This is a genomic window from Salinarimonas ramus (assembly GCF_014645695.1).
GTDB lineage: Bacteria > Pseudomonadota > Alphaproteobacteria > Rhizobiales > Beijerinckiaceae > Salinarimonas > Salinarimonas ramus.
Genome location: NZ_BMMF01000005.1, coordinates 2,501 through 27,552, shown reverse-complemented (window position 1 = coordinate 27,552; position 25,052 = coordinate 2,501). Strand labels below are relative to the sequence as shown.

The window sequence follows — 25,052 nt, the reverse complement described above, 5'->3', positions numbered from 1 at the left end:
CTCTCTCCTCACTTCACGGTGATGCGCGGGTCGATCGCCGTGTAGACGAGATCGACGACGAGGTTGATGACGACGAAGATCAAGGCCACCAGCATCAGGTAGACGACGATCACCGGCCGGTCGGCGCGGTAGATCGAATCGACGAGCAGCTTGCCCATGCCGGGCCAGGCGAAGATCGTCTCGGTGATGGTGGCGAAGGCGATGAGGTCGCCGATCTGCAGGCCGAAGATGGTGACGACCGGGATGAGCGCGTTGCGCAAGCCGTGGCCGTAGAGCACGTCCTTGCGCGAGGCGCCCTTGGCGCGGGCGAACTTGATGTAGTCCTGGCGCATCACCTCCATCATGCCCGCACGCGTGATGCGCAGGATGATGGCGAGCGTGCCCAGCGAGAGCGTCACGGAGGGCAGGATCACGTGCGTCCAGCCGTCCCAGGTCAGGAGCGAGGTCTCGATGCCGAGCACCTCCACCGTGTCCCCGCGCCCCGAGGAGGGCAGGAGGCGCCATTCCACGGCGAACAGGAAGATCAGCATCATGCCGACCCAGAAGCCCGGCAGCGAGATGCCGACGAGCGAGCCCGACATGATGAGCCGGCTCAGCGGCTTGCCCGGATTGGCGCCGGCGTAGACGCCGAGCGGGATCGCGACGAAGGCCGCGATGAGCATGGCGACGATGACGATCTCCAGCGTCGCCGGCAGGCGCTCCAGGATGAGGTCCATCGCCGGCTGGCGGAAGACGTAGGAGCGGCCGAAATCGCCCTGCACAAGGTTCTGCAGGAAGAGCCAGTACTGCTCCGGCATGGAGCGGTCGAGGCCGAGGATGCGCCGCGCCTGCTCGATCTCGGCGTCGGTCGAATCGATGGGGATCACCATGAAGACGGGATCGCCCGTGAAGCTCATCATCAGGAAGACGATGACGGACACCGCCCAGAGGACGATCGCCATCTGGACGAGCCGCTTGATCGCATAGGCCAGCATCGCGGTTCCTCGGCGCCTGGAACGACGCGCGGCGCCGGGCTCCCCCGGCGCCGCGCCATGACGGACGGGACGATCAGTCCTCGATGTCCATCTCGTAGGCCCACAGGAACTTGTCCGTGCGCGGCTCGAAGACGACGCCGTCGCGCGCCGCGTAGATGTCCTGCTCGTAATGGACGGGGATCATCGGGATGTCCTCGAGCAGGATCTTCGTCGCCTCCTGGAGGTGGGCGTCGCGCTCCTCGATGCGCGGGGTCGAATCGGCGGCCTCGACGAGGCGATCGACCTCCGGGTTCGAGTAGGAGCCGCGGTTGACCTGCCCGTAGCCCTCCTTGACGCCGCGGGTGTAGAACATCACCGCGTACATCGAGCCGGCATCGCCCGAGGGCACGTCCCAGCCGGACATGATGAAGCTCGACTGCTCGGACGGGACGCGGATGTAGCCGAAGAAGTTCGCCCGCGGCATCAGGTTGAGCTCGAGATCGATGCCGATCTGAGACAGCATGGAGGCGAGCGCCTGGGCGATCTGCGCGTCGTTGACGTAGCGGTTGTTGGTGGCGTCCAGCGTCATCTCGAAGCCGTCCGGATAGCCCGCCTCGGCCATCAGCTCGCGCGCCCGCTCGACGTCGAACGGGTACATCTCGCGGAAGCTCGCGCCCTCGACGTAGCCGATATGGGTTTCGGGCACGTATTGCTCGGAGGGCGTCGAGAGGCCGTTCATGACGACCTTGGAGAGCGTGTCGACGTCGATCGCCCGGGCGATCGCCTCGCGCACGCGCCGGTCCTGCATCGGGTTCGTGTCGAGGGGGATCGTCGGCGACTTCTCGCGCATGTCGAGGGCGAGGACGAGGTTGAGCAGGCTCGGGCGGGTGATGACCTCGAAGCCGTCCTCGCGGCGCACGCGCTCCACGTCGCGCACGGAGAGGTCTTGCACGATGTCGAGCTCGCCCGTCAGCAGCGCGGCGGTGCGGGTCGCCGGGTTGGTGATGGGGCGGAAGACGACGCGGTCGATCTCCGGCGCGCCGGCCCAGTATTCCTCGTTGGCCTCGAGGACGAGACGGTCCTCCTTGACCCATTCCTCGAGCTCGTAGGGGCCGGTGCCCACGGGCTGGAGATCGACCTGCTCCTCGCCGACGCTGGTGACGTGCTCGCGGTTGAGGATGAGGATGGCGGCGAGGTCGTTGGGCAGCGCCGCATAGGGCTGGAAGGTCTTGATCTCGACGGTGTGGTCGTCGATCGCCGAGAAGCTCTCGATGTTCTTGGCGAGGTTCGCCATCAGCGAGGCCTTGAGGCGCTCCAGCGTGAACACGACGTCGTCGGCGGTGAAGGGCTCGCCGTTGTGGAAGACGACGTCGTCGCGAAGCGAGAAGCGCCAGGTCGTGTCGTCGACGAGCTCCCACGATTCCGCGAGACCGGGGCCGAACTCGAGGTTCGCGTCGCGCCGGATCAGCGGATCGTAGATGTGGTAGAACATGATGTTCGAGGAGAGCTCCTCGCCCGCCTGCGGGTCGAGGTGGACGGCGTCCGCGGTGAGGCCGACGGTGAGCGTCTTCGTCTCGTCCTGCGCCAGCGCCGGCGTGGCGAGCACGGTGAGGAGGGCGGCGCCGGCGAGGAGGTGCCGCAGGGGCGTACGGGCATGCATGGTCATGGGTCCTCTCTGGTTCGTCTCGCGAGGCGTTTCCCGCCTTCTTCATGTGAAATCAGGTCCCGCTCCCGCCGCGAAAGGCGGGGAGGGGCGGGCGGCTCAGGCCGAGGCCAGGGCGGTCTGCACCTCGATCTGGTAGCCTTCGGGATCGTCGAAGACGAAGGCGCGGATCCCGAGCGCGGTGGAATCCTTCGGAGCCGTGAGGCCGGCGACGCCGTTCGCCGCGGCCCAGGCGTGCCAGGCGTCGACGTCCGGCACGCGGATGCACAGCTGCACGGGCTTCGTATCGGCGGCGCGGTGCATGCCGCGGGTCTCGTCGACGAGGCCGACATGCGCGCTGCCCGCGATGCGGTAGATCTTCGACCAGCCCTGATCGATGGCCAACGTGAAGCCCATCACCTCCTCGTAGAAGGCGATCGCCCGGGGCAGGTCGCGATAATAGAGGAAGGTGATCGCCAGCTCGACGGGCGCCTGCGGGCGCGCTGCTGTCGGCGCTTCGTCTGTCATGCGTCGTGATCTCCGATCGGCTGACGTATGGTAATGGTATACACGGTGTGTGCGCTGTCAACGACACGGTCGCGGCAGCGTGGCGCTTTTTCGGGCAGGCCTCAGAACAGGCGCGACAGATGGGTGAGGATGCCCGCGCGCACGTTCTCCAGATGCGTGCGCATGGCCGCCTCTGCCCGCTCCGGGTCGCGGGCGATGATGCCGTCGAGGATGGCGATGTGCTCGTGGCAGCCGGGCTCGAAGCGCTCCGGGATCGAGCCCTTGTCGTACATCCGCGTCTTCAGCTTGAGGCCGAGGATCATGTCGTGCAGCAGCGTCGAGCCCGACGCGCGGGCGATGAGCCCGTGCAGATCCTCGTCGACGCGCATGTGGGTCTGCGGGTCCGGGCGTGTGGGACCGAGGAACTTCTCCACCCGCGAACGCAAGGCCAGGAAGGGCTCGGGCGAAATGACCACGGTGGCCGCCTGGCGGGCCGCCTCGCATTCGAGCAGGCGGCGCACGTGCAGGATCTCCATGATCTCGGTGACCGAGACGGTGCTGACGGTCGGCGCCCCGCCCACGGCGCGCGACACGAGGCCCTCGCTCGAGAGCCGCGCGATGGCCTCGCGCACGGGGGTTCGCGAGACGCCGAGACGCTCTGCCAGAGGCTTCTCCTGCAGGCGGGTGCCGGCCGGCAGCTCGCCCGAGAGGATCATCGCGCGAAGCCGCTCGTGCGTCGCCTCCCCGAGCTTGGGGCTCGCCTCGCCGGTGGCGAGGAGCGTCGTCTGCTCTCGGCTCGCTTCCTGCCGCAGATCCTGGCGCATGACGCCGGCCCTCCCTGCGCGTTCCGCTCTCGACCGTCGTGGATCGCGGCCGCTTGTCACGAGTGTATACACGCCGTATCCTGATGCAAGCGAAACGAAGCCGGTGAAAAAGAAGGGGAGCGCGGGATGCACGACGTCGTGATCACAGGGGGCCTGCTCGCCACCGGCGCCGGCAGCGTGCATGCCGATCTCGCGATCCGGGACGGCACGGTCGCGGCCATCGGCGCCGATCTCGGCCCCGCGCGCCGCGAGATCGACGCCACGGGCCGCCTCGTCCTCCCCGGCGGCGTCGATTCGCACTGCCACATCGAGCAGCTCTCCGGCGCCGGGCTCATGAACGCCGACACGTTCGAGACGGCGACGTGCTCGGCGCTCATGGGCGGCACGACGTCGACGATCTCGTTCGCCGCCCAGCATCCCGGCATGCGCCTCTCCACCGTCGTCGCGGACTACGAGGCGCTGGCCGAGCGCGGCGCCATGACCGACCACGCCTTCCACATGATCGTCTCGGACGTCTCGGGCGAGACCCTCACCCACGACCTCCCGGCGCTGATGGCGGCGGGGCATCGCTCGATCAAGCTCTTCACCGTCTACGACAAGGTGCGCGTGGGCGATGCCGAGATCCTCGACGTGCTGTGGACGGCGCGGGAGCACGGCGGGCTCGTCTGCGTGCATGCGGAGAACGACGGGCTCATCCGCTGGATGGTGCGCCGTCTCGTCGAGAGCGGACGCGTCGCGCCGCATCACCACCCGATCTCGCATCCGCGCGCGGCGGAGATCGAGGCGCTCTCGCGCACGTGTCGCTTCGCGGAGTTCACGGGCCAGCCGGTGATGCTCTTCCACGTCTCCTGCGCGGAGGGCGTCGGCGTCGTGCGCGAGGCGCGCGGGCGCGGCGCGCCGGTCGTGGCGGAGACCTGCCCGCACTATCTCTTCATGACGGCCGCCGACTTCGCCGATCCGCCGGTGGAGCCGGCGGGGCTGATGTGCTCGCCGCCCCAGCGCGAGAGCGCCGACCAGGAGGCGCTCTGGGCAGGCCTCGCCCGCGGCGATCTCGACCTCGTCTCCTCAGATCACGCGCCCTATCGCCTCGACGAGAGCGGCAAGTACGCCAACGGGCGCGACGCGCCCTTCACGCGCATGGCGAACGGCATGCCGGGGCTCGAGACCCGCCTGCCGCTCCTCTTCGACGCCATGGTCTCGAAGGGGAGGCTCGGGCTCGACCGCTTCGTGGCGCTCACGTCGACGAGGCCCGCCGAGATCTTCGGCCTCACGGGCAAGGGCCGGCTCCTGCCGGGCTACGACGCCGACGTCGCGATCTGGGACCCGGCGGCGACGCGCACCTTCGGCGCGAACGATCTCCACGACAACACGGGCTACAACCCCTTCGCCGGGCGCAGCGTCCAGGGCTGGCCGGTGACGGTGCTGCGCCGGGGCGAAGTCGTCGTCGAGGACGGCGTGCTCGCCGCGCGCGCGGGGAGCGGGCGGCGCATCCCGATGGCGGTCTCCCCCGCCATGACCCCGCAGGCGAACCCGCCCGCGGCGCGCCTCGATCCGTGATGCCGTCTCGGGGCATGCCTTTGCGGCATACCCCGTTGCGCGGCCCCGTCGTCGACCCCGTGGGCCCGATCTGCTAGGCCGGACCCGCTCGCAGAAGAACGGGACCCGACGATGCGCTCTCCTCCGACCCTCGCGGCAGCCCTCCTCGCGACCGCCCTCGTGACGGCCGTCGCCGTCGGCCCGGTGCCGGCCTCGGCGCAGGCGCCCTCGCCGCCCCCGATCGACCCGCAGGCGGCGGCGATCCGTGTGGCCGAGCGCGTCCTCCTTCCCGGCTACGACGATCTGGCGGGCGCCACCGCGGCGCAGGAGGACGCCTGGCGGACGTTCTGCGCCGGGGCGACGCCGCGGGACGCGGCCACCCTGGACGATGCCTTCGACATCGCCGCGGACGCCTATGCGCGCATCGAGCCCGTGCGCTACGGCCCTGTGGCGGAGGATTTCCGATACGAGCGCCTGGCCTTCTGGCCGGAGCGCCGCGACGCGGCGGGCCGCGCGCTGGCGCAGCTGGAGGGCCTCCCCGACGAGAGCCTGCTCGCGCCGGAGCGCTTCCCCGACACCTCCGTCGCCGGCCAGGGCTTCACGGCCATGGAGCGGCTGCTCTACGAGGAGGACACCCGCGCGGCCCTCGTCGAGGGCGGTGCGCGCGAGGCGCGGCTGTGCACGATCGGCATCGCCATCGCCCACGCCCTCGCCGAGACCTCGGGCGAGATCGCCGACGCCTGGCGCGACGAGGCGCTCCCCGCGCTCGTGGCGGATGCGCAGGAGGGAAGGCGCGCCGCGACACGTCTCGCCACCGACCTCCTGTCGGGGCTCGAGGCGATCGAGACCCTGAAGCTCGGCCTTCCGCTCGGCGAGAGCCTCGATGACGCGCGCGCCAGCCGCGCCGAGATGTGGCGCTCGGGGCGCTCGGCCCGCCAGATCGCGCTCAATCTCGCGGGACTCGAGGCCACGGCCCGCGCCCTCGTCGACGAAGACGCGGCGCTCGCCCCCGATACGCTGCGCTACCTCGCCCAGGCCGAGCGCCTGGCGGCGCAGGGCCCCGCCGACATCGGCGAGGCGGCGGCGGACCCGGAGCGGCGTGGGCGCGTCCTCCTCCTGTCGGCCGCGATCGCGACGGCCCGCACGGCGGCGGCGGGGGAGATCCCGCCGGCGCTCGGCATCGTCACGGGGTTCAACGCGCTCGATGGCGATTGACCGCAGATCCTTCCTCGCCGGCATCGGCGCCGCCGCCGCCCTCGCTCTGTCCGGCGGGAGCGCGCGCGCCGGCTCGCCGGCGGTCTACGTCGCCTGCGCGCGAGCCGGCGACGGCTCGCAGCGCGTGTGCGGCTTCACCGGCGAGGGCCGGCTCCTGTTCTCGACGGCGCTGCCCGAGCGCGGGCACGACGTCGCCGCGCGGCCTGGGAGCGACGAGCTCGTCGTCTTCGCGCGCCGTCCCGGAGACTGGATGGCGGTGGTCGAGCGCGGGAGCGGGCGCGTGACGCGCGTCGTCCTCGCCGCGGAGGGACGGCATTTCTACGGCCACGGCGCCTTCTCCGCGGACGGGCGCGTGCTGTGGGCGACGGAGAGCCGCATCGAGACCGGCGCGGGCGTGCTCGGCGCCTACGATTGCGCGGCGGGCTACGCGCGCATCGGCGAGGTCGAGACGGGCGGCATCGGCCCCCACGACCTCGCCTTCCTACCGGGCACGGACCGGCTCGTCGTGGCGAACGGCGGCATCCGCACGCATCCCGAAACCGGGCGCGAGATCCTCAATCCCGGCGCCCTCGCGCCCTCCCTCGCCGTGCTGCGGCCCGAGAGCGGGGAGGTCGAGGAGGTCGTCGAACTCGGGCCCGACCTCGCCGATCTCTCCATCCGCCATCTCGCGGTGGCGGGCGACGGCGCGACCGTGTTCGGCTGCCAATATGCCGGCGATCCGCTCGCGGTGGTGCCGCTGGTCGGCGTGCGCGAGACGTCGGGGCGCGTGCGCCTCCTCGAGATGCCCGAGGACGACCTGATCTCCATGGAGAACTACGTCGGCTCCGTCGCGCTCGATCCGTCGGGCGCGATCCTGTGCGCCACGAGCCCGCACGGGTCGGTCGCCGCCTTCTTCGAGCGCGCGTCGGGCCGCTATCTCGGCCGCCGGCGCATGTCGGACGTGTGCGGCGCGGCGCCGGGGGACGTGGCGGGGACGTTCCTCGTCACGTCGGGCAACGACGGCGTCGCCATCGCGCGGGTGCCGCCGGGCGATCTCGCCGATCTCGGCGCTGAGCTCGCCGGGATGGTGTGGGACAACCACGCGCTCCGGCTCTGATTCGTGCCCGGACGCCCACGGGACGCGTGCGGGATCGAAGCGGCGCCGTTGCGCGTTTCTCGAGGGTTCCTATCTCAGCTCCATGACGACGGAGCCCGGCGCGACCATGCGCGCGAGACGATGCGAGACGGAGGAGACCGGGATGCGCCTCGACGAGCCCTTCACCGCCGAGGAGATCGAGGCGATGCGCCGAGCCGGCCGCGGAGACACGGAGCGCACGTTGTCCGACGCCTTCGACAAGGCGCGCGCCATCGGCAAGCGACTGCCTTTCGCGCAGGACGTGCTCGCGGCGTATTTCTGCGTGCGCGATCCCGGCACGCCGCGGCGGGTCAAGTGGATCCTGCTCGGCGCGCTCGCCTATTTCGTGCTGCCCACCGACATGGTCGCGGATTTCCTGCCGGTCGTCGGCTTCACCGACGACGTGGCGGTGCTCACCGCGGCGTTCGGGGCCGTGGCGGCCTCGATCAGGCCGGAGCATCGGGAGGACGCGCGGCGCGCCATCGAGGAGGCGTGAGGCGCGTTCGCTTTCAGCCTGCGGCGCCGCGCGGATCCGCCGCCGCCACCGCGTCCAACGCGAGCGCCAGGCGCGCGACGAACCGCGCCGTCGCCACGGGCAGGACGCGGCCCTTCAATTGCCCGAGCAGAAGATGCCCCGGCGGCACGTCCTGGTCGGCGATCGGGCGCACGACGAGCCCGCGCCCGGCCCGCGGATCGAGGCCGATCGGGATCTGGAAGCCGACCACGCCCTCGTGCAGCACGTAGTGGCGAATCAGCTCGAAGCTCTCCGTCTCGACGATCGGCTGCACCCGCCGCCCGCTGCGGTGCGCCGCGCGATCGAGGAGGTAGCGCACGCCGAACTGCTCGGACGGCGAAACATGGGGGATGTCGAGGCATTCGCGTAGGCGCAGCGTCGGACGGGCGGCGAGGGGGTGATCCGCGGCGAGCACCGCGCAGACCGGCTGCGCGATCTGATGCAGGACCTCGAAATCCACCATGAAGGCGGGCTCGAACACGAGCGCGAGATCGCTGCGGAAGGCGGCGAGCTCCTCCTCCGCGCGCGCCCGGTCGCGGACGTTGACGGCGAAGGTCACGCCGGGGTGCTCGCGGCGATAGCGCGCGATCTCGGCGGGGAGGAAATACGGCAGGAGCGCCTGGCTGCAGGCGACGGTGACGTGGCCGCGGCGCACGCCGCTCAGGTCCGCCACCTGGCTGCGCACCCGCGCCAGATCCGAGCGCTGGCCGCGATAATGCTGCAGGACGAGCTCTCCGGCGGGGTTGAGGCGCACGCCCCGCGCCAGCCGCTCGAAGATGCGCGCGCCGAACTCGTCCTCGAAGCGGGCGATGCGCCGGTTGAGCGCGGAGGCGGTGAGCCCGGCGTCCTCCGCCGCCTTGCGGATGGAGCCCGCCCGCGCCACGGCCTCGATCAGGCGGAAGGTCTCGAGATGCCGCATGCGACGCGCCCTCCGAGTGGTGCGCTGAATTCACCGATCCGGTGAAAACATAGCATTTCACGAACACCTCGCGAGCCCGCATTCTCGGCATCCGGCGTCGCAGCGACGCCGCACGAGCAACCCGCCAGCCGACCCGGAGCCGCCCATGCCCTCCCTCGATCGCCGCGCCTTCCTCGCCTCGGCCGCCGCCGGCGCGGGCGTCCTGCCGTTCCTGCGTTTCCTGCCGGCGCAGGCGCAGGGCCGCGACACGCTCGTCACGGTCTTCGGCCAGACCATCAACAGCCTCGACCTGCACCGCGTCGGCACGAACCGCGCGAGCTATCAGGTCGCGATCAATTGCTACGATCGGCTCGTCGGCTTCGGCGCCAAGCAGCTTCCCTCGGGCGAGATGTCCTACGATTACGACACGATCGTCCCCGAGCTCGCCGAGAGCTGGACGATCTCCGAGGACGGCCTCGCGATCACCTTCAAGCTGAAGCCGAACGCCACCTTCTGGGACGGGCGCAAGGTGACGGCCGAGGACGTGAAGTGGTCCTTCGACCGCGCCGTCCTCGCGGGCGGCTTCCCGACGACGCAGATGCGCGCGGGCGGCTTCTCGCGGCCCGATCAGTTCGAGGCGCTCGACGAGGAGACCTTCCTCGTGAAGCTCGACTACCCCTCGAAGCTCTCGCTGCCGAACCTCGCCGTTCCCGTGCCCTTCATCATCAACTCGGCCATCGCCCGCGAGAACGCGACGGAGGCCGATCCGTGGGCGATGGAATACCTGCACACCACGCCCGCGGGCTCCGGCGCCTACCGCGTCACGCGGTGGGACCAGGGCCAGCAGCTCGTCTACGAGCGCAACGATTCCTGGGTCGGCGGTGATCTCCCCGCGATCCGCCGGGTGATCGTGCGCGAGGTGCCGAGCGCGGCGACGCGCCGTGCGCTCGTCGAACGTGGTGACGTGCAGGTCTCCTTCGACATTCCGGACCGCGACGCGTCCGAGCTCGCCGATCGGCTGACCGTGCACTCGACGCCCATCGAGAACTGCATCCACGCGCTGTGCCTCAACACCCGCTTCGCGCCCTTTCAGGACCCGGACGTGCGCAAGGCCATCGCCTTCGCCGTGCCCTACGAATCGATCTTCCAGGCGGCCGCCTACGGCCGCGGCGCGCCGCTCTGGGGCGGCGACGAGGAGATCGCGGACATCGCCTGGCCGCGGCCCTTTCCCTACGCCACGGACCCGGAGCGTGCCCGCGAGCACCTCGCTCGTTCGGGCTTCGCCGAGGGTTTCGACGTGACGCTCTCGATCAGCCTCGACCTCGTGTCCTGGATGGAGCCGACGGCGCTCCTGATCCAGGAGGCGCTGGCACCGCTCGGCATCACCGTGACGATCGACAAGATCCCCGGCGCGAACTGGCGCACCGTGGCGCTCGTCGACAAGACGCTCGACATGCACCTCGAGAATTTCGGCGGCTGGCTCAACACGCCCTGCTACTACTTCTTCTGGGCCTACCAGAAGGACCGGCTGTTCAACTCGTCGAACTACGCCAGCGACGTGGTGCACGACCTCACCGACCGGGCGCTGCACATGCCCGTCGACGATCCGGGATACGCGCCGCTCATCAAGGAGATGTTCGCCCACGCGATCGAGGATCTGCCGCGCATCCCGCTCTATCAGCCGGCGCTGAACGTCGCCATGAACGGGGCGTCCGGCTACGAGTTCTGGTTTCACCGTCAGCTCGACGTCCGCCCGCTGACGGGGGCCTGAGCCATGGCCGGCGCCGGGCACCCCGTCCTGTGGCGTATCGTCCAGACGATCCCGGTCCTGATCGGGGTCGTCGTCGTCAGCTTCGTCCTGACCCGCGCCTTGCCCGGCGATCCGGCGGTGTACTTCGCCGGCGCCATGGCCACGCCCGAATCGATCGCGGAAGTGCGCGCCGCGCTCGGGCTCGACCAGCCGCTCGTGCACCAGTTCTTCCGCTATTGCGCCGCGCTCCTGCAAGGCGATCTCGGCCGCTCGGTCTCGACCGGGCAGCCGGTCGTCGAAGACCTCGCGACGCGTCTGCCCGCCTCGCTCGAGCTCACCTTGTGCGCGCTCGTCCTCTCCTGCGCCGTCGCGATCCCGCTCGGCATCCTCGCCGCGGTGCGCCAGGGAGGCCCGATCGACCACCTCTGCCGGATTCTCGTGACGGCCGGCGTGTCGCTGCCGACCTTCTTCACCGGCATCGTTCTCATCTACGTGTTCTACTATCTCCTCGGCTGGGCGCCCTCGCCGCTGGGGCGGCTCGATTTCGTCTACCTGGAGCCGCCGCGGGTGACGGGCTTCCTCCTCGTCGACACGCTGCTCGTCGGCGACATCGAGACCTTCTTCGGCGCGGCGCGGCAGCTGATCCTTCCCTCCGTGACGCTCGCGCTCTTCACGCTGGCCCCGATCGCGCGGATGACCCGCGCGGCGATGCTCTCGGCACTGTCGGCCGACTACGTGCGCACCGCCCGCGCGGCCGGGCTCGCGCCGCGCACCGTGCTCCTGACCTACGCGCTCAGGAACGCGCTCCTGCCGGTCGTGACGACGCTCGGCATGGTGTTCTCCTTCGTGCTCGGCGCCAACGTGCTGGTCGAGAAGGTCTTCGCCTGGCCGGGCATCGGCTCCTACGCGGTCGAGGCGCTGGTCGCGTCCGACTACGCGGCGGTGCAGGGCTTCGTGCTCGCCATGGCGGTTCTGTTCGTCCTCCTCAACCTCGTGATCGATCTCGCCTACGCGCTGATCGATCCGCGCATCGGGTTCTCGGCGAAATGAGCGGCATCGTCTCCCCCGCGCCCACTCCCGCGCCCGAGCGCGGCGCGCTCGCGCATGTCGGGCACGTCCTGCGGGAGAACCCGGTCACGGCCGTCTCCTTCGCGATGTTCGCCGTCATCGTCCTGATGGCCGTCCTCGGCCCGGCGCTCGTGCCCTACGATCCGCTCGCGACCAACGCCGCGCGGGCGCTGGAGCCGCCGTCCGCCGCACATTGGTTCGGGACGGATCATCTCGGCCGCGACGTGTTCTCCCGCGTGGTCGTGGCGACCCGGCTCGACCTGACGATCTCGGTCGCGGCGGTGGCGCTCTCCTTCGTGATCGGCGCGACGCTCGGCGCCATCGCCGGCTATCGCGGCGGCTGGGTCGACGCGGTGCTGGCGCGGGTGCTCGACACGATCATGGCCTTCCCGCTCTTCGTGCTCGCCATGGGCATCGTGGCTGCGATGGGCAACACGATCGAGAACATCGTCTACGCCACAGCCATCATCAACATCCCCTTCTACGCGCGCGTGGTGCGCGCCGAGGTGAACATCCGCCGCGAGGCCGGCTTCGCGCTGGCGGCGCGGCTCGCGGGCAATTCCCATGCCCGGGTGCTCGCCTCCCACATCGTGCCCAATGCGCTGCCGCCGATGATGGTGCAGGTGTCGCTCAACATGGGCTGGGCGATCCTGAATGCCGCCGGTCTCTCCTTCATCGGGCTCGGCGTGCGCCCGCCCACCCCGGAATGGGGGATCATGGTGGCGGAGGGGGCGAACTACATCGTATCCGGGCATTGGTGGGTCGCCTTGTTCCCGGGGCTGTGGCTGATGCTCGCCGTCTTCACCTTCAACCTCATGGGCGACGGGCTGCGCGACATCGTCGATCCGCGCCGGAGGACCTGACATGCTCTCGGTCCGCGATCTCGCCGTCACCTTCCGCACCCGCCGCGGCGACGTTCCCGCCGTGTGCGGCGTCGGCTTCGACCTCGCGCCGGGCGAGACGCTGGGGATCGTGGGCGAATCCGGCTCCGGCAAGTCGGTGACGTCCTACGCGCTCATGCGCATCCTCGATGCCGGCGGCGAGATTCGCTCCGGCGCCATGACCTGGAACGGCACCGACCTGCGCAACGCCCGAGAGGCGGCGATGCGCAAGATCCGCGGGGGCGAGATCTCGATGATCTTCCAGAACCCGCGCGCCGCCCTCAACCCGATCCGCAAGGTCGGACGCCAGATCGAGGACGTGCTGCGCCAGCACGGCCGCGCGACGGATCGCGACGCGATGGGCAAGGCCATCGCCGCGCTCGAGGCCGTGCGCATCCGCAACGGGGCGGAGCGCTACCACGCCTATCCGTTCGAGCTCTCGGGCGGGATGTGTCAGCGCATCGTCATCGCCATCGCGCTCGCCTGCGAGCCGAAGCTCGTCATCGCCGACGAGCCGACGACGGGTCTCGACATCACAACGCAGAAGGCCGTCATGGACCTGATGCGCGATCTCATCCGCGCGCGCGGCATGTCGTCGATCGTGATCACCCACGATCTCGGGCTCGCGGCCGAATATTGCGACCGGCTCTGCGTGATGAAGGACGGCGAGATCGTCGAGACCGGCCCCTCGGCGGCGCTCTTCGCGCGCCCGTCGCACGCCTATACCCGCAAGCTCGTCGACGCGACGCCGCGCCCCGGCGTCGGCGTGCGCGACCTGCTGCCGGCGGAGGCCCGCACGCCGCTTCCGGTGCACGAGCCGAAGGCGAAGAAGCTCCTCGAGGTCGTCGATCTCGTGAAGACCTATGCCGGCAAGTCCGGCCCAGTCCACGCGGTCGAGGGCGTGAGCTTCTCGATCCGCGAGGGCGAATCGGTCGGGCTCGTGGGCGAATCGGGCTGCGGCAAGTCCACCACCTCCGCCATGCTGGTGCGCCTCCTCGATCCGACGTCGGGCGCCATCGTCTTCGAGAACGAGGACATGGCCGCGATCCCGGCGGACCGCTTCGCGCGCGATCCGCGGCGCGGGCGCATCCAGATGGTCTTCCAGGACGCGACCGACAGCCTCAACCCGCGCCATACGGCCGCCGACGCCATCGCCGAGCCGCTGCGCCGCATCGCGGGCCTGCGCGGCAAGGCGCTCGACGCCCGCATCGACGAACTCGCCGATCTCACCGGGCTACCCGGGCACCTGCTGCGGCGCTTCCCGCACCAGCTTTCCGGCGGCCAGAAGGCCCGTGTCGGCATCGCCCGCGCCATCGCGCTGGAACCGCGCTTCCTCGTCCTCGACGAGCCCACGGCCGCCCTCGACGTCTCGATCCAGGCGACCGTGCTCAACCTGCTCGCCGACCTGCGCGCGAGGCTCGGCATGACCTACCTCTTCGTCAGCCACGACCTCGCCGTCGTCCGCCTTCTGTGCGACCGGGTGATCGTGATGCAGTCCGGGCGGATCGTGGAGGAGGGCGCGGCCGATGCGGTGCTCGAGGCGCCGACGCATCCGTACACGCGCGCGCTCGTCGAAGCGGCGCCGAAGCCGCCGCGCTCGGAGGTGGTGCTGCGGGCGGTGGGGTGAGGAGACTGCGATCGGCGCGTCTCGTCAGGTCCGACGCCACGCCTCTATGGACCGCGGAGAATTCCCGAACGCGCGGATCAGCATGACGGATCAGCGGCGGCGCATCCATGCGCGCGGGTCGCGTCTTCGACCGTGGCGATAAACTCAGAAAAGTGGTGGAGTTCGGAGATTTGGTGGAGCCAGGCGGAATCGAACCGCCGACCTCTTGAATGCCATTCAAGCGCTCTCCCAACTGAGCTATGGCCCCACTCTCGTCCTGCGGCTTGGGCCCCATGTCCGGGTCCGCAGGGTGGTTCGTGGCGGGGAGGTCGGTGCCGATCTCCCCGCGACGGAGCGCCTGTTTAGACGGTCCGGAGGGGATGTCAACCCTCTTCTTCGTCCTCGATATCGCTGTCGATGAGGCCGGAGACGTCGTCGTCGTCGCCCTCCTCTTCCTCGGCCAGGAAGGTGTCGTCGGCCTCGTCGTCGCCGAGGTCGATGTCCTCGTCGCCGTCGGCCTTCTTCTCCTCGCCCTCGGCCTCCTCGAGGGAGACGAGCTCGACGTCGGCCTTCTCGACGACCTCCTCCTCGTCCTCCTCGACCTCGGCCACGGGCGCGACGCGCCCGCCCTTGGTCCCCACCGCCTCGAAGGCCGAACGGGGATAGGCGATGCCGGTATAGGGGGAGACGACGGGGTCGCGATCGAGGTCGTAGAACTTGCGCCCGGTCTCGGGGCAGGTCCGCTTGGTGCCGAGTTCCGGTCTGGCCACGGGTGGTCCCTTCGTGTGTGGGGGAATTCTTGAACAGGCGCGGCTAGCGCCTCGCAGGGCGCTTGTCAACGGGTGCGTCGGAGGATCGTTCGTGCGGCGGCATCCCGCGGGCGGATCGTGACGGCGCGTGCGCGCGCGTGCTAACCCTCGGGCGCCGCAGAAGACCCCGCGAGACCCGTGCCCCACGCTCCCGCTTCCGAAGACGCCTCGACGCTTCTCACCGTGCGCCCCTCCGGCGGGCTGCGCGGGCGCCTGCGCGTGCCCGCGAGCGCGGCCCTCGCGCATCGTGCGCTCGTCGTCGGGCTTCTTTCGATCGGCGAGACGGTGATCGAGGGCGTCGGCGAGACGCGAGCGGAGATCGCGGCGCTCGCGCGCACGGCGCGGGCCTGCGCCGCTCTCGGTGCGCGGGTGGAGATGTGCGGGGAGGGCCGCGTCGCCGTCGCGGGGGTGGGGATCGGCGGGCTCGTCGCGCCGCGCGAGGCGCTCGTCGTCGATCGCATCGCGCTCGCCCCGCTGCTCGGCGCCTGCGCGGGCCACCCGATCGCGTCGCGCTTCGCCGCCGCCGCGCCGCTGCCGGAGGGCCTCGCCGAGGCGCTGACGCGCCAAGGCGCACGGCTCGTGCGCGGGGGCGCGGATCTCCTGGTCGAGGGCTCCCGCGAGGTGATCCCGATCGTGGTCGACGGCTCCGCCGACGCCGCGACCCTTGCGGCCGTGCTCCTCGCCGGCCTGAACGGGCCGGGACGCACGACGATCGTCGAGCCCGCCGCGACCGGGGACGCGATGGCGTCCCTCCTCGCGCGCGCCGGCGCGACGATTCGGGTGACGCCGCAGGGGGAAGCCGGCCGTAGCATCGCCCTCGACGGCTGGCCGGAGCTCGTCGGCCGCCCGCTTGCGCTCCCCGCCGATCCGGCCCGCGCCGCCGCCCTGGCGCTCGGCGCGATCGTCGTGCCCGGCTCCGACATCGTCCTCGACGGGCTCGATCGCGACGGGCCCGCGGGCGCCCTCGTCGCATCGCTGCGCGCGATGGGCGCCGCCATCGCGGACGAGCCCAGCGCGATCGCCGACCTCGCGTCGCTGCGCGTGCGCGCCGGCGCGCTCTCCGGAGCCGTCGTCGCGGCGGAAATCGTGCGCGCTCTCGGTCCCGCGCTCCCGGCCCTCGTCCTCGCCGCCGCCTGTGCCGCGGGCGAGAGCCGCCTCGCGGGGATCGCGCGCCGCGCCGATGCGTCGCGCGTCGCGGCGCTCGGAGCGGCTCTCGCCGGGCTCGGCGTCGCGCACCATGTCGCGGGGGAGGATCTCGTGATAGAGGGCGCCGGCGGCGACGTCGCGCGCCCGCCGCGCGGTGGCGCCCGCATCGATGCCGGGGGCGACCCGGCGCTCGCGGCGGGCCTCGCCGCGCTCGGCGCCGCCGCCGAGCCGGACGGGCTCGCGATCGATAACGTGGGCGACGACGATGATCTGCCGGGGTTCGTCGCGCAGCTGCGCGCCCTCGGCGCGGACGTGGAGGAGTGCGCCCGATGGGCTTCGTGATCGCCGTCGACGGACCCGCGGCATCGGGCAAGGGGACGCTGTCGAAGCGGATCGCGGCGCATTACGGCTTCGCCCATCTCGACACGGGCCTGCTCTACCGCGCCGTCGCGCGCCTCCTCCTCGACAAGAATCGCCCCCTCGACGACGAGAAGGCGGCACAGGCCGCGGCCTTCGCCCTCGAGCTCGCCTACATGGACGAGAGCCGGCTTCGTGGAGCGGAGATGGGCGAGGCCGCCTCGCGGGTCTCGATCATCCCCGCCGTGCGCGCGGCGCTCCTCGACCGCCAGCGGGAGTTCGCGGCCCAGGCGCCGGGCGCCGTCCTCGACGGGCGCGACATCGGCACGGTCATCTGCCCGGACGCCGACGTGAAGCTCTTCGTCACCGCGAGCGCGGAGGAGCGCGCCCGCCGCCGCCATCGCGAGCTCGAGAGCCGCGGCGCCGCGCCGGCCTACGAGAGCGTGCTCGCCGACATCCGCGCCCGCGACGCCCGCGACGCGGGGCGCTCGTCCGCGCCGCTGCGGCAGGCGGAGGACGCGGTGCTCCTCGATACCACCACGCTCGGCATCGAGGAGGCCCTCGCCGCGGCGCTCGCGGTCGTGGATAAGGTACGCGGCGCTTCGTCGCTCCCGTAGCCGGCCCACTAGCCCGATACACGCCCAGGCTGGCATGCTCCTCGCTTGATCTGCGCTCGGGGGGCTCTCCGTCACGAGGAGGCCAGGCGATGAGAGCGTTGCGTGTCCGCGGGAGACTGTCGTCCCGCACGGGTGGCTGGACCGCCCTGTTCCTCGCGACCGCGATCGCGAGCTTCTGGCTCGCGCCCTCGGCGCGCGCCGAGACCGAGGTCGACGTCGCCCTCGTTCTCGCGGTGGACATCTCCTTCTCCATGGACACGGACGAGCAGGAGTTGCAGCGGGCCGGCTTCGTCGAGGCGTTGCGCTCGCCGGAAGTGCACGAGGCGATCGGGCGCGGGCTCATCGGCCAGATCGCCGTCACCTATTTCGAATGGGCGGGCGTCGCCGACCGGCACGTCATCGTGCCCTGGACGCTCATCGACGGGCCCGAGAGCGCCATCCGCTTCGCCGAGGACCTCGAGTTCGAGCGGATCAACCGGGCGCGGCGCACCTCCATCGCGAGCGCCATCGATTTCGGCCTCGACCTGATGGAGGAGAGCGGGGTGCGCGCCCTGCGGCGCGTGATCGACGTCTCCGGCGACGGGCCGAACAACGAGGGACCCTTCGTCACCGCCGCCCGCGACCGCGCCATCGCGCGCGGCGTCACGGTCAACGGCCTGCCGATCATGCTCAAGCGGCCGGGCTATCTCGATATCGAGCATCTCGACCAGTACTACATCGACTGCGTCATCGGCGGCCCCGGCGCCTTCGTCGTGCCGGTGCGCTCGCCCGGCGAGTTCATCGACGCCATCCGCACGAAGCTCGTCCTCGAGATCGCCGGCGAGATCCCGCCCCGCCCCCTGATCCGGCTCGCCCAGGCGGAGGCCCCGGCCGACTGCATGATCGGCGAGCGGCAATGGGAGTACAGGAATCGGTTCTGAAGGGGAGGGGGCGCGTCGCGGTGTGCCATCACGAAGCGATCGTCCCCTGCTCGTCGCTCCCCGCTACATGTAGACGCCGTCGCGCGATTCATCGACGAGGCGTCGCACGTCGTCGATACGGCCTTGGCGGATCGCGTCCACCGGCGTTGCTCCGTCGAGGAGCTTTTGCGGCGAGAACAGCCATAGTCGTGCTTCGGCAGGCTCGTAGATGCCTGAGAGTTGCTCGACCACATATTCGAGTTGCAGGATCATCCGCTCGGCCTCAGGCCGCGGGTGTGCACGGCCCTGTCGCCACCGGGAGACGGTCTCGGGGCTAGCATCTATAATTTTGGCTAGATCCGCGCTGGGGATCATCCCCTTGTCACGGATCACATCCAGCCTGCCACAAACTCCGCGCGCCATCTGTCTTTCCTTGCTCGAGCGAGATAGACGCCGTCGGCCGAGCTTGTCACTTTTCCGGTGCCAAGTCACTTTTCCCGTGACAACCAACGCGGCGTTCGCGATGAATTGGGCCGGCGACGACCCCAACCCGTCTGTCGCGAAAGGCACTACAAGTTCGTGCCGATCGGAACGAAGCCCATGTCCCCCCTCGCCAACCGCCGCTTCCTGAAGATGAACGGTCTCGGCAACGAGATCGTCGTGCTCGACCTGCGCGGAACGGACGTGCGGGTGCGGCCGGAGGAGGCGCGGGCGATCGCCGGGAACGCGCTCTCGCGCTTCGACCAGCTGATGGTGCTGCACGATCCGAGCCTCGCCGGCGTCGATGCCGACATGCGCATCTACAACACCGACGGCTCGGAATCGGGTGCCTGCGGAAACGGCACGCGCTGCGTCGCCTGGGCGCTCGTCGCCGATCCGGAGATGGGCATGCCGGGGAGCGAGACGCTGACGCTGCGCACCCGCGCGGGGCTGCTGCCGGTCGTCGTCGAGGGCGAGCGCGTCTTCACCGTCGACATGGGCGCGCCCAAGCTCGCCTGGCAGGACATCCCGCTGCGCGATCCCTTTCCGGACACGCGCTACATCGAGCTGCAGATCGGGCCCATCGACGCGCCGATCCTGCACTCGCCCGCTGCCGTCAACATGGGCAATCCGCACGCGATCTTCTTCGTGGACGACGTCGACGCCTACGACCTGCCGCGCATCGGCCCGCTGCTCGAGAACCACCCGATCTTCCCCGAGCGCGCCAACATCTCGCTGGCGCAGGTGCTCTCGCGGACGCGCATCCGCCTGCGGGTGTGGGAGCGGGGCGTCGGCATCACGCAGGCCTGCGGCTCGGCCGCCTGCGCCGCCCTCGTCGCCGCCGCGCGCAAGGCTCTCACCGGCCGCGAGGCGACCGTCGCGCTGCCCGGCGGCGAGCTGACGATCCGTTGGCGCGAGCGCGACGATCACGTGCTCATGACCGGGCCCGTCGCGCTCGAGCACGAGGGGCGCTTCGACCCGGCCCTGTTCACGGGTCTCGCGGAGCCCGCCTGATGGCGTTGCCCGATCAGGACGCCGCTTCCGCGCTCGCGCGCATCCGCACCTTCGGCTGCCGTCTCAACCTCTCCGAGACCGAGGCGATGGCGCGCCGCATGGACGAGGCGGGGCTCGACGACGTCGCGCTCGTCAACACCTGCGCCGTCACCGCGGAGGCGACGCGCGAGGCGCGCCGCGCCGTGCGCCGCCTCGCCCGCGAGCGGCCCGGCGCACGCATCGTCGTCACCGGCTGCGCCGCGCAGGTCGAGCCCGAGACCTTCGCCGCCATGCCCGAGGTCGCCCACGTCCTCGGCAACGAGGAGAAGCTCGCGCCCGAGACCTGGGCGCGCCTGGCGGCGCGGGACGCGCCGCGCGTCCTCGTCTCGGACGTCATGGCGGCGCGCATCATGAGGGCGCCCGACGCCGCGCCGCCGCGCGGGCGCACCCGCGCCTTCCTCCAGGTGCAGACCGGCTGCGATCATCGCTGCACCTTCTGCGTCATTCCCTTCGGCCGCGGCAATGCGCGCTCCGTCCCCGCTTGCGACGTGATCGCGGCGGCCCGCGCCCAGGTGGAAGCGGGGGCGCGCGAGATCGTGCTCACCGGCGTGGACCTCACGAGCTGGGGCGCGGATCTCGACGGCGCGCCGCGGCTCGGCACCCTGGTGAAGGCGGTGCTCGCCGCCGTGCCCGACCTCGTGCGCCTTCGCCTCTCCTCCATCGATTCGGTCGAGATCGATCCGGACCTGATGGAGGCGATCGGCACCGAAGAGCGGCTGATGCCGCACCTTCATCTCTCCCTGCAGGCGGGCGACGATCTCGTCCTCAAGCGCATGAAGCGTCGCCACACCCGCGCCGACGCGATCCGCGCCTGCGCGGCTCTGCGCGCGGCGAGGCCCGAGATCGCGCTCGGCGCCGACCTGATCGCGGGCTTCCCCACCGAGACGGAGGCGATGTTCGCCCGTTCCCTCGATCTCGTCGCGGAATGCGGGCTGACGCACCTCCACGTCTTCCCCTATTCGCCCCGTCCCGGCACCCCCGCCGCGCGGATGCCGCAGGTGCCCGGCGAGATCGCCCGCGAGCGGGCGCGCCGCCTGCGCGATGCCGGCGCCGCGGCGCTCGACGCGCATCTCGCCCGCCATGTCGGAACGCGTCGGCTCGTGCTCACCGAGCGGGGCGGCACGGCGCGCACGGAGGATTTCTCCCTCGTGCGCTTTTCGGGTGCGGCGCCGGAGCCGGGCCGGCTGGTCGACGTGACGATCACGGGAAGCGACGGGCGGGAGCTGACGACGGGTTGAACCGTACGGCGCCACGGCCGGGAGCGAATCAGCTCTCCCCCGTGCCCGCCCGCCCTGTCACCCGCCGGTAATGCGCCCAGAGCAGCTTCGCCGCGACGCCGCGCCAGGGACGCCAGGCCTCGGCCATGGCATTGAGCGCCTTCGCGTCGGGGCGCGTCTCGAGCCCGTAGACGAGGCGCGCCGCCTCCTGCAGCGCGAGATCCCCCGCGGCGAAGGCGTCCGCATGGCCGAGGCAGAAGAGCAGATAGACGTCCGCCGTCCACGGCCCGATTCCGTGCACCGAGACGAGCCGTGCGTGCGCTTGGTCCGCGGGCATGGCGCCGAGATCGGCGAGCGGCAGCGCGCCCGAGGCCACCGCCTCGGCGATCGCGCGCAGCGTGCGGACCTTCGGCCTCGAGAGGCCGACCGCACGCATTTCCTCGTCGCTCGCCGCGAGCAGCGCCTGCGCGCTCATCTCGGGAAAGGCCGCCTCGAGCCGCGCGTTGATGGCGGCGGCGCTCGCCACCGAGACCTGCTGGCCGACGACGATCCAGGCCAGCCCCGCGAGCCCTTCCGGGCGCTTGCGTAGCCGCGGCACCGAGCCCTCCGCCAGCGCCCGGGCGAGCGCGGGATCGCGCGCGACGAGCTCGGCGAGGCCGAGGCGCAACCGCTCCTCGCTGTCGAGACGCGCGTCCATCGCCTATCTCCTGGTATGAGGACGCCAACCCTTCGCCGAGGCAGGCCCGTGACGCAACCCGTCTTCCGCTTCGCGCCGAGCCCCAACGGCCGGCTGCATCTCGGCCACGCCTTCTCGGCGCTGGAGAACGCGCGGCTCGCCGCACGCTTCGGCGGTCGCCTGCTGCTGCGCATCGAGGACATCGACACGACCCGCTGCCGGGAGGATCTGGTCGCGGCCATGATCGACGATCTCGCCTGGCTCGGCCTGCCCTTCGAGCCCGAACCCCTGCGCCAGTCCCTCCGCTTCCCGCTCTACGAGGCGGCGGCGGATCGGCTGCGGGGCATGGGTCTCCTCTACCCGTGCATCTGCTCGCGCAAGGAGATCGCGGCCGCCGTCGCCGCCCGCGAGGCCGAGAGCGGCAGGCCCTCGCCCCGCGATCCCGACGGCGCGCCGCTCTATCCAGGCACCTGCCGCGCCCGCGACCCCGCCGCCGTCCTGTCCGAGGCGGCGCGGGAGGGTCTCCCGATCGCCTGGCGCCTCGACATGGCCCGCGCGCTCGCCGCGGTGCCGGGACCCTTCGTCTACGAGCGATTCGCGCAGGGAGGGGAGGCCGAGCCGGTACATGCCGATCCCGCCCGCTGGGGCGACGCGGTGATCGTGCGCAAGGAGATCCCGACGAGCTACCACCTCGCGGTCGTCGTCGACGATGCGGCGCAGGGCGTGACGCACGTCGTGCGCGGCCAGGATCTCGAGGCGGCGACCGATCTCCACGTCCTCCTCCAGCGATGTCTCGATCTCCCGACGCCGCTTTATCTCCATCACGGCCTCGTGCGCGACGAGGCGGGCGAGAAGCTCGCGAAGAGCCTCGGCTCGAAACCCCTGGCCGAGCTGCGCGCAGCGGGCTGGACGCCGGCGGACGTCCGAGCGGCGCTCTACGCTCGCTGAGGAGAGTCCCGTCAGGGCGCGACGAGCGCGAGCCAGCCCGCCATGGTCAGCACCGCGAGCGCGGTGGAGAGCGCGACCGTGCTGGACGCGAGCGCCACGCCCGATCGGTAGGTCTGCGCCAGGAGGAAGACGTTGATGCCCGCCGGGCAGGCGGCGAACATCACGGCGACGGGTATCCAGGCCGGCGGCACCGGGAAGACGAAGCTCGCCAGCAGCCAGACGAGCAGCGGGTGGACGACGAGCTTCGCCGTCGTGATGGCGATGGGCAGGGGCCAGCCCGCCTCGAAGCCGTAGCGCGCCAGCGCGACCCCCATGGCGACGAGCGCCGCCGGCGCGGCTGCGTCCGCCAGCATGCCGGTCATGCGCCAGGCCGGCTCGGGCACGACATCCGCCACGGGCCGGATCGCCGCGCCGATGGCGATGCCGATGATGATCGGATGCGTCACGAGCTTGCGCACGATGGCGAGGATCGAGGCGCCGCGGCCCTCCACCAGCAGCGTCGCGACGCTCATCGTGATCGGCAGATGCACGGCGACGAGGAGGAAGACCGGCACCGCGGCCGCGTCGCCGAAGGCCTTGAGGATCAAGGGCACGCCGATCAGCACCGTGTTCGACTGCGCCGAGGAGAAGCCCGCGACCACGGTCTCGACCCCGATCCGCCCGAAGGCGTGGCGGGCGAGGAGGCCCGTGGCGAGCCAGACGAGGCCCAGCGCGACGAAGTAGGAGGCCCAATAGCCCCACGGCTCGGCGATCGGCAGGTCGCCCCGCGCCAGCGTGTCGAGGATGAGGCAGGGGAGCGCGATGGCGAAGACGAATTGCGAGAGGCCGGCGCCGGCCGCCTCGTCGATGATCCCGCCCTTGCGCGCCGCGAAGCCCACGAGCACGAGGCCGAAGATCGGCAGGACGACGAGGAGGGCGGCGAGCATGCGCGAGGGGGATCCGAAGGGCGTCGGGCGCGGCTCAGCCGCCGGTCGTCTGGGCGAAGCGCACAGGCCCGCCGGCCCGCTGGAGCAGGCTCTCGATCTGCTCGCGCTGGCGGGTGAAGTCCGCGAGCGCGCGCCCGTCGAGCTCGCGCGAGCGCGGCACGCGGATCTTCAGCGGATCGACGAAGCGGCCGTTGACCATCACCTCGTAATGCAGGTGCGGGCCGGTGGAGAGGCCGGAATTGCCGAGGTAGCCGATCACCTGGCCTTGCGTCACACGGGTGCCCGGCGAGATGCCGTCGCCGATGCGCGACATGTGCGAATAGGTGGTGACGTAGCCGTTGGCGTGCTGGATCTCGACGCGCCGGCCGTAGCCGCCTTCCCAGCCGGCGACGGTGACGGTGCCCGCGCCCGCGGCGAAGATCGGCGTGCCGACCCGGTTCGCCCAGTCGACGCCGGTATGCTGGCGCGCGTAGCGCAGGACCGGATGGCGGCGCATGCCGAAGCCCGAGGTGAGCCGCCCCTCGGCGATGGGCTTGCGCATCAGGAACATCTTGAGCGAGCGCCCCTCGGGATCGAAATACTCGATCGCCCCGCTCTCCGGGTCGTGGAAACGGAAGACGCGCGTCGTCTCGCCGCCGATCGTGAGCGCCGCCGACAGGATCTCGGGCGCGGTGTCCGCCTCCGGCTGCGTGAAGAACACGTCGATGGCGTCGCCGGGCTGCACGCGGCGCTGGAAATCGACGTCGTAGGCGAAGACCTGGACGAGCTCCTCCACCGTGTCGCGCGAGAGGCCGTGCTTGAGGCCCGTCTCGAACAGGCTCTCGTAGAGCCGCGCACCGCCCTGCCCCTCGTCCGCGGCGGCGACGCGGACGTCTTCCTCCTCCTGCGGCTCGGCGCGGACGGGAACGGCGACGAACGCGTGCGCGTCGGTGACGGCGGCGATGGCCTCGACCCCGTTCTCGCCGTAGAGCACGACGCGAAGCAGCCGGCGGGGATCGCCCGGGCGCATGCCCTCGCGCACCAGCGCCCGCAGCGGCTGGCCGGCGGGGAGCGCGCCCACGGCCTCGGCCCCGCCGAGCGCGGAGACCGCGCCGGCGATGTCCTCCGCCGCGATGCCCTGCGCCGCGAGGAGCTGGGGCAGGCTCTCCTCGCGGCCGAGCGCGAGGACGATGTCCTCGACGTCGTCGTCCTCCTCGCGCGGGTCGCTCTTGGGGAGCGTCGAGACGTTCTCGGGGATGACGCGCACCTCGATCGAATCGAAGGGTGCGGTCTCGTCCACCGCGGCGTAGGCGGAGAGGCCGGAGAGGGCCGCGGGGCGGCTGACGGTGCGCCCCAGCATCGCCTGCGCGGGGAGCGGCAGCGCCCGGCGCTGGCCGGCGGCGAGCGCGATACGCCGCTCCTCCGCCACCTGGGCGG

At 71.5% G+C, this 25,052-nt stretch carries 24 protein-coding genes and 1 tRNA gene (1 of these 25 cut by a window edge); 14 read left to right on the top strand and 11 right to left on the bottom strand.

Going from position 1 to position 25,052, the window contains the following annotated elements; translation table 11 throughout:
• Positions 1-8 precede the first annotated feature (8 nt).
• The 4 genes from IEX89_RS09045 to IEX89_RS09030 all read right to left on the bottom strand — a co-directional run bounded on the left by IEX89_RS09045 (position 9) and on the right by IEX89_RS09030 (position 3,926).
• On the bottom strand, positions 9-974 hold the full coding sequence (locus IEX89_RS09045) for an ABC transporter permease (RefSeq protein ID WP_188911942.1): 966 nt from the start codon (positions 972-974) through the stop codon (positions 9-11).
• A 73-nt stretch (positions 975-1,047) separates the two neighbouring features.
• Positions 1,048-2,619 (bottom strand): ABC transporter substrate-binding protein, encoded by a 1,572-nt coding sequence (locus IEX89_RS09040; protein ID WP_244645240.1) that lies wholly within the window; start codon positions 2,617-2,619, stop codon positions 1,048-1,050.
• Between the two features lie 96 nt (positions 2,620-2,715).
• Entirely contained in the window at positions 2,716-3,123 is a 408-nt protein-coding gene (locus IEX89_RS09035; protein WP_188911940.1) for a VOC family protein, read from the bottom strand.
• A 101-nt stretch (positions 3,124-3,224) separates the two neighbouring features.
• A complete protein-coding gene (locus IEX89_RS09030) occupies positions 3,225-3,926 on the bottom strand; it encodes a GntR family transcriptional regulator (protein WP_188911938.1) in 702 nt (233 codons plus the stop codon).
• 126 nt (positions 3,927-4,052) lie between these two features.
• Between IEX89_RS09030 and hydA the strand changes: the two genes are divergently transcribed.
• The 4 genes from hydA (at position 4,053) to IEX89_RS09010 (ending at position 8,287) form a co-directional block, all read left to right on the top strand.
• Positions 4,053-5,483 (top strand): dihydropyrimidinase, encoded by a 1,431-nt coding sequence (gene hydA / locus IEX89_RS09025; RefSeq protein ID WP_188911936.1) that lies wholly within the window; start codon positions 4,053-4,055, stop codon positions 5,481-5,483.
• A 111-nt stretch (positions 5,484-5,594) separates the two neighbouring features.
• Complete coding sequence (locus IEX89_RS09020; protein WP_188911934.1) at positions 5,595-6,677, top strand: imelysin family protein; 1,083 nt, start codon at positions 5,595-5,597, stop codon at positions 6,675-6,677.
• Complete coding sequence (locus tag IEX89_RS09015; protein ID WP_188911932.1) at positions 6,667-7,773, top strand: DUF1513 domain-containing protein; 1,107 nt, start codon at positions 6,667-6,669, stop codon at positions 7,771-7,773. The genes IEX89_RS09020 and IEX89_RS09015 overlap by 11 nt, the downstream gene beginning before the upstream one ends.
• A gap of 142 nt (positions 7,774-7,915) precedes the next feature.
• Positions 7,916-8,287, top strand: a complete 372-nt coding sequence (locus IEX89_RS09010) for a YkvA family protein (RefSeq protein WP_244645239.1) — start codon at positions 7,916-7,918, stop codon at positions 8,285-8,287.
• Positions 8,288-8,300: 13 nt separating this feature from the next.
• Here IEX89_RS09010 and IEX89_RS09005 read toward each other — a convergent pair whose 3' ends face one another.
• On the bottom strand, positions 8,301-9,224 hold the full coding sequence (locus IEX89_RS09005) for a LysR family transcriptional regulator (protein WP_188911930.1): 924 nt from the start codon (positions 9,222-9,224) through the stop codon (positions 8,301-8,303).
• Between the two features lie 145 nt (positions 9,225-9,369).
• Here IEX89_RS09005 and IEX89_RS09000 point away from each other — a divergent pair, with 145 nt between their 5' ends.
• From IEX89_RS09000 to IEX89_RS08985, 4 genes are read left to right on the top strand one after another with little or no spacing between them, the layout of a single operon-like run.
• Positions 9,370-10,974, top strand: a complete 1,605-nt coding sequence (locus IEX89_RS09000; RefSeq protein ID WP_188911928.1) for an ABC transporter substrate-binding protein — start codon at positions 9,370-9,372, stop codon at positions 10,972-10,974.
• 3 nt (positions 10,975-10,977) lie between these two features.
• Positions 10,978-12,003, top strand: a complete 1,026-nt coding sequence (locus IEX89_RS08995) for an ABC transporter permease (protein WP_188911926.1) — start codon at positions 10,978-10,980, stop codon at positions 12,001-12,003.
• Complete coding sequence (locus IEX89_RS08990; protein ID WP_188911924.1) at positions 12,000-12,884, top strand: ABC transporter permease; 885 nt, start codon at positions 12,000-12,002, stop codon at positions 12,882-12,884. The genes IEX89_RS08995 and IEX89_RS08990 overlap by 4 nt, the downstream gene beginning before the upstream one ends.
• 1 nt (position 12,885) lies before the next feature.
• Positions 12,886-14,529 (top strand): dipeptide ABC transporter ATP-binding protein, encoded by a 1,644-nt coding sequence (locus IEX89_RS08985; protein WP_188911922.1) that lies wholly within the window; start codon positions 12,886-12,888, stop codon positions 14,527-14,529.
• Positions 14,530-14,700: 171 nt separating this feature from the next.
• Here IEX89_RS08985 and IEX89_RS08980 read toward each other — a convergent pair.
• Together IEX89_RS08980 and IEX89_RS08975 are read right to left on the bottom strand one after the other, a co-directional pair.
• Positions 14,701-14,776, bottom strand: a tRNA-Ala gene (locus tag IEX89_RS08980).
• Between the two features lie 115 nt (positions 14,777-14,891).
• The gene (locus tag IEX89_RS08975; RefSeq protein ID WP_188911920.1) at positions 14,892-15,278 is read right to left on the bottom strand and encodes a TIGR02300 family protein; all 387 of its coding nucleotides are present in this window, start codon (positions 15,276-15,278) and stop codon (positions 14,892-14,894) included.
• 177 nt (positions 15,279-15,455) lie between these two features.
• On the opposite strand from IEX89_RS08975, the gene IEX89_RS08970 reads away from it, so the two are divergent.
• From IEX89_RS08970 to IEX89_RS08960, 3 genes are all read left to right on the top strand, one after another.
• Positions 15,456-16,805, top strand: coding sequence for a carboxyvinyltransferase (locus IEX89_RS08970; RefSeq protein WP_188911918.1), 1,350 nt, complete (start codon positions 15,456-15,458; stop codon positions 16,803-16,805).
• Positions 16,793-17,437 (top strand): (d)CMP kinase, encoded by a 645-nt coding sequence (gene cmk, locus IEX89_RS08965; protein WP_188911916.1) that lies wholly within the window; start codon positions 16,793-16,795, stop codon positions 17,435-17,437. Before IEX89_RS08970 ends, cmk begins: the two co-directional genes overlap by 13 nt.
• Positions 17,438-17,526: 89 nt before the next feature.
• Positions 17,527-18,357 (top strand): DUF1194 domain-containing protein, encoded by an 831-nt coding sequence (locus IEX89_RS08960; RefSeq protein ID WP_188911914.1) that lies wholly within the window; start codon positions 17,527-17,529, stop codon positions 18,355-18,357.
• Between the two features lie 63 nt (positions 18,358-18,420).
• Here IEX89_RS08960 and IEX89_RS08955 read toward each other — a convergent pair whose 3' ends face one another.
• Positions 18,421-18,609, bottom strand: a complete 189-nt coding sequence (locus IEX89_RS08955) for an Rv2175c family DNA-binding protein (RefSeq protein ID WP_188911913.1) — start codon at positions 18,607-18,609, stop codon at positions 18,421-18,423.
• Between the two features lie 327 nt (positions 18,610-18,936).
• Here IEX89_RS08955 and dapF point away from each other — a divergent pair, with 327 nt between their 5' ends.
• Entirely contained in the window at positions 18,937-19,830 is an 894-nt protein-coding gene (dapF, locus tag IEX89_RS08950; protein WP_188911910.1) for a diaminopimelate epimerase, read from the top strand.
• The gene (gene mtaB / locus IEX89_RS08945; RefSeq protein ID WP_188911908.1) at positions 19,830-21,107 is read left to right on the top strand and encodes a tRNA (N(6)-L-threonylcarbamoyladenosine(37)-C(2))-methylthiotransferase MtaB; all 1,278 of its coding nucleotides are present in this window, start codon (positions 19,830-19,832) and stop codon (positions 21,105-21,107) included. Before dapF ends, mtaB begins: the two co-directional genes overlap by 1 nt.
• Before the next feature lie 28 nt (positions 21,108-21,135).
• Here the strand turns inward: mtaB and IEX89_RS08940 are convergent, their stop codons facing one another.
• Positions 21,136-21,783: a DNA-3-methyladenine glycosylase family protein gene (locus IEX89_RS08940; protein ID WP_188911905.1), complete on the bottom strand. Its 648-nt coding sequence runs from the start codon at positions 21,781-21,783 to the stop codon at positions 21,136-21,138.
• Between the two features lie 48 nt (positions 21,784-21,831).
• On the opposite strand from IEX89_RS08940, the gene gluQRS reads away from it, so the two are divergent.
• Positions 21,832-22,710 carry a tRNA glutamyl-Q(34) synthetase GluQRS gene (gluQRS, locus tag IEX89_RS08935; protein ID WP_244645238.1) on the top strand — a complete coding sequence of 293 codons (879 nt, stop codon included), beginning with the start codon at positions 21,832-21,834 and terminating at the stop codon, positions 22,708-22,710.
• Positions 22,711-22,721: 11 nt separating this feature from the next.
• On the opposite strand, the gene IEX89_RS08930 is transcribed toward gluQRS, so the two are convergent.
• The gene (locus IEX89_RS08930; protein ID WP_188911901.1) at positions 22,722-23,636 is read right to left on the bottom strand and encodes an AEC family transporter; all 915 of its coding nucleotides are present in this window, start codon (positions 23,634-23,636) and stop codon (positions 22,722-22,724) included.
• Between the two features lie 34 nt (positions 23,637-23,670).
• Positions 23,671-25,052 carry the 3' portion of a M23 family metallopeptidase gene (locus IEX89_RS08925; protein ID WP_188911899.1) on the bottom strand. 772 nt of this gene lie beyond the right edge of the window, so only the last 1,382 of its 2,154 coding nucleotides appear in the window; its start codon lies beyond the right edge, outside the window — the gene reads right to left on this strand; it ends in the stop codon at positions 23,671-23,673.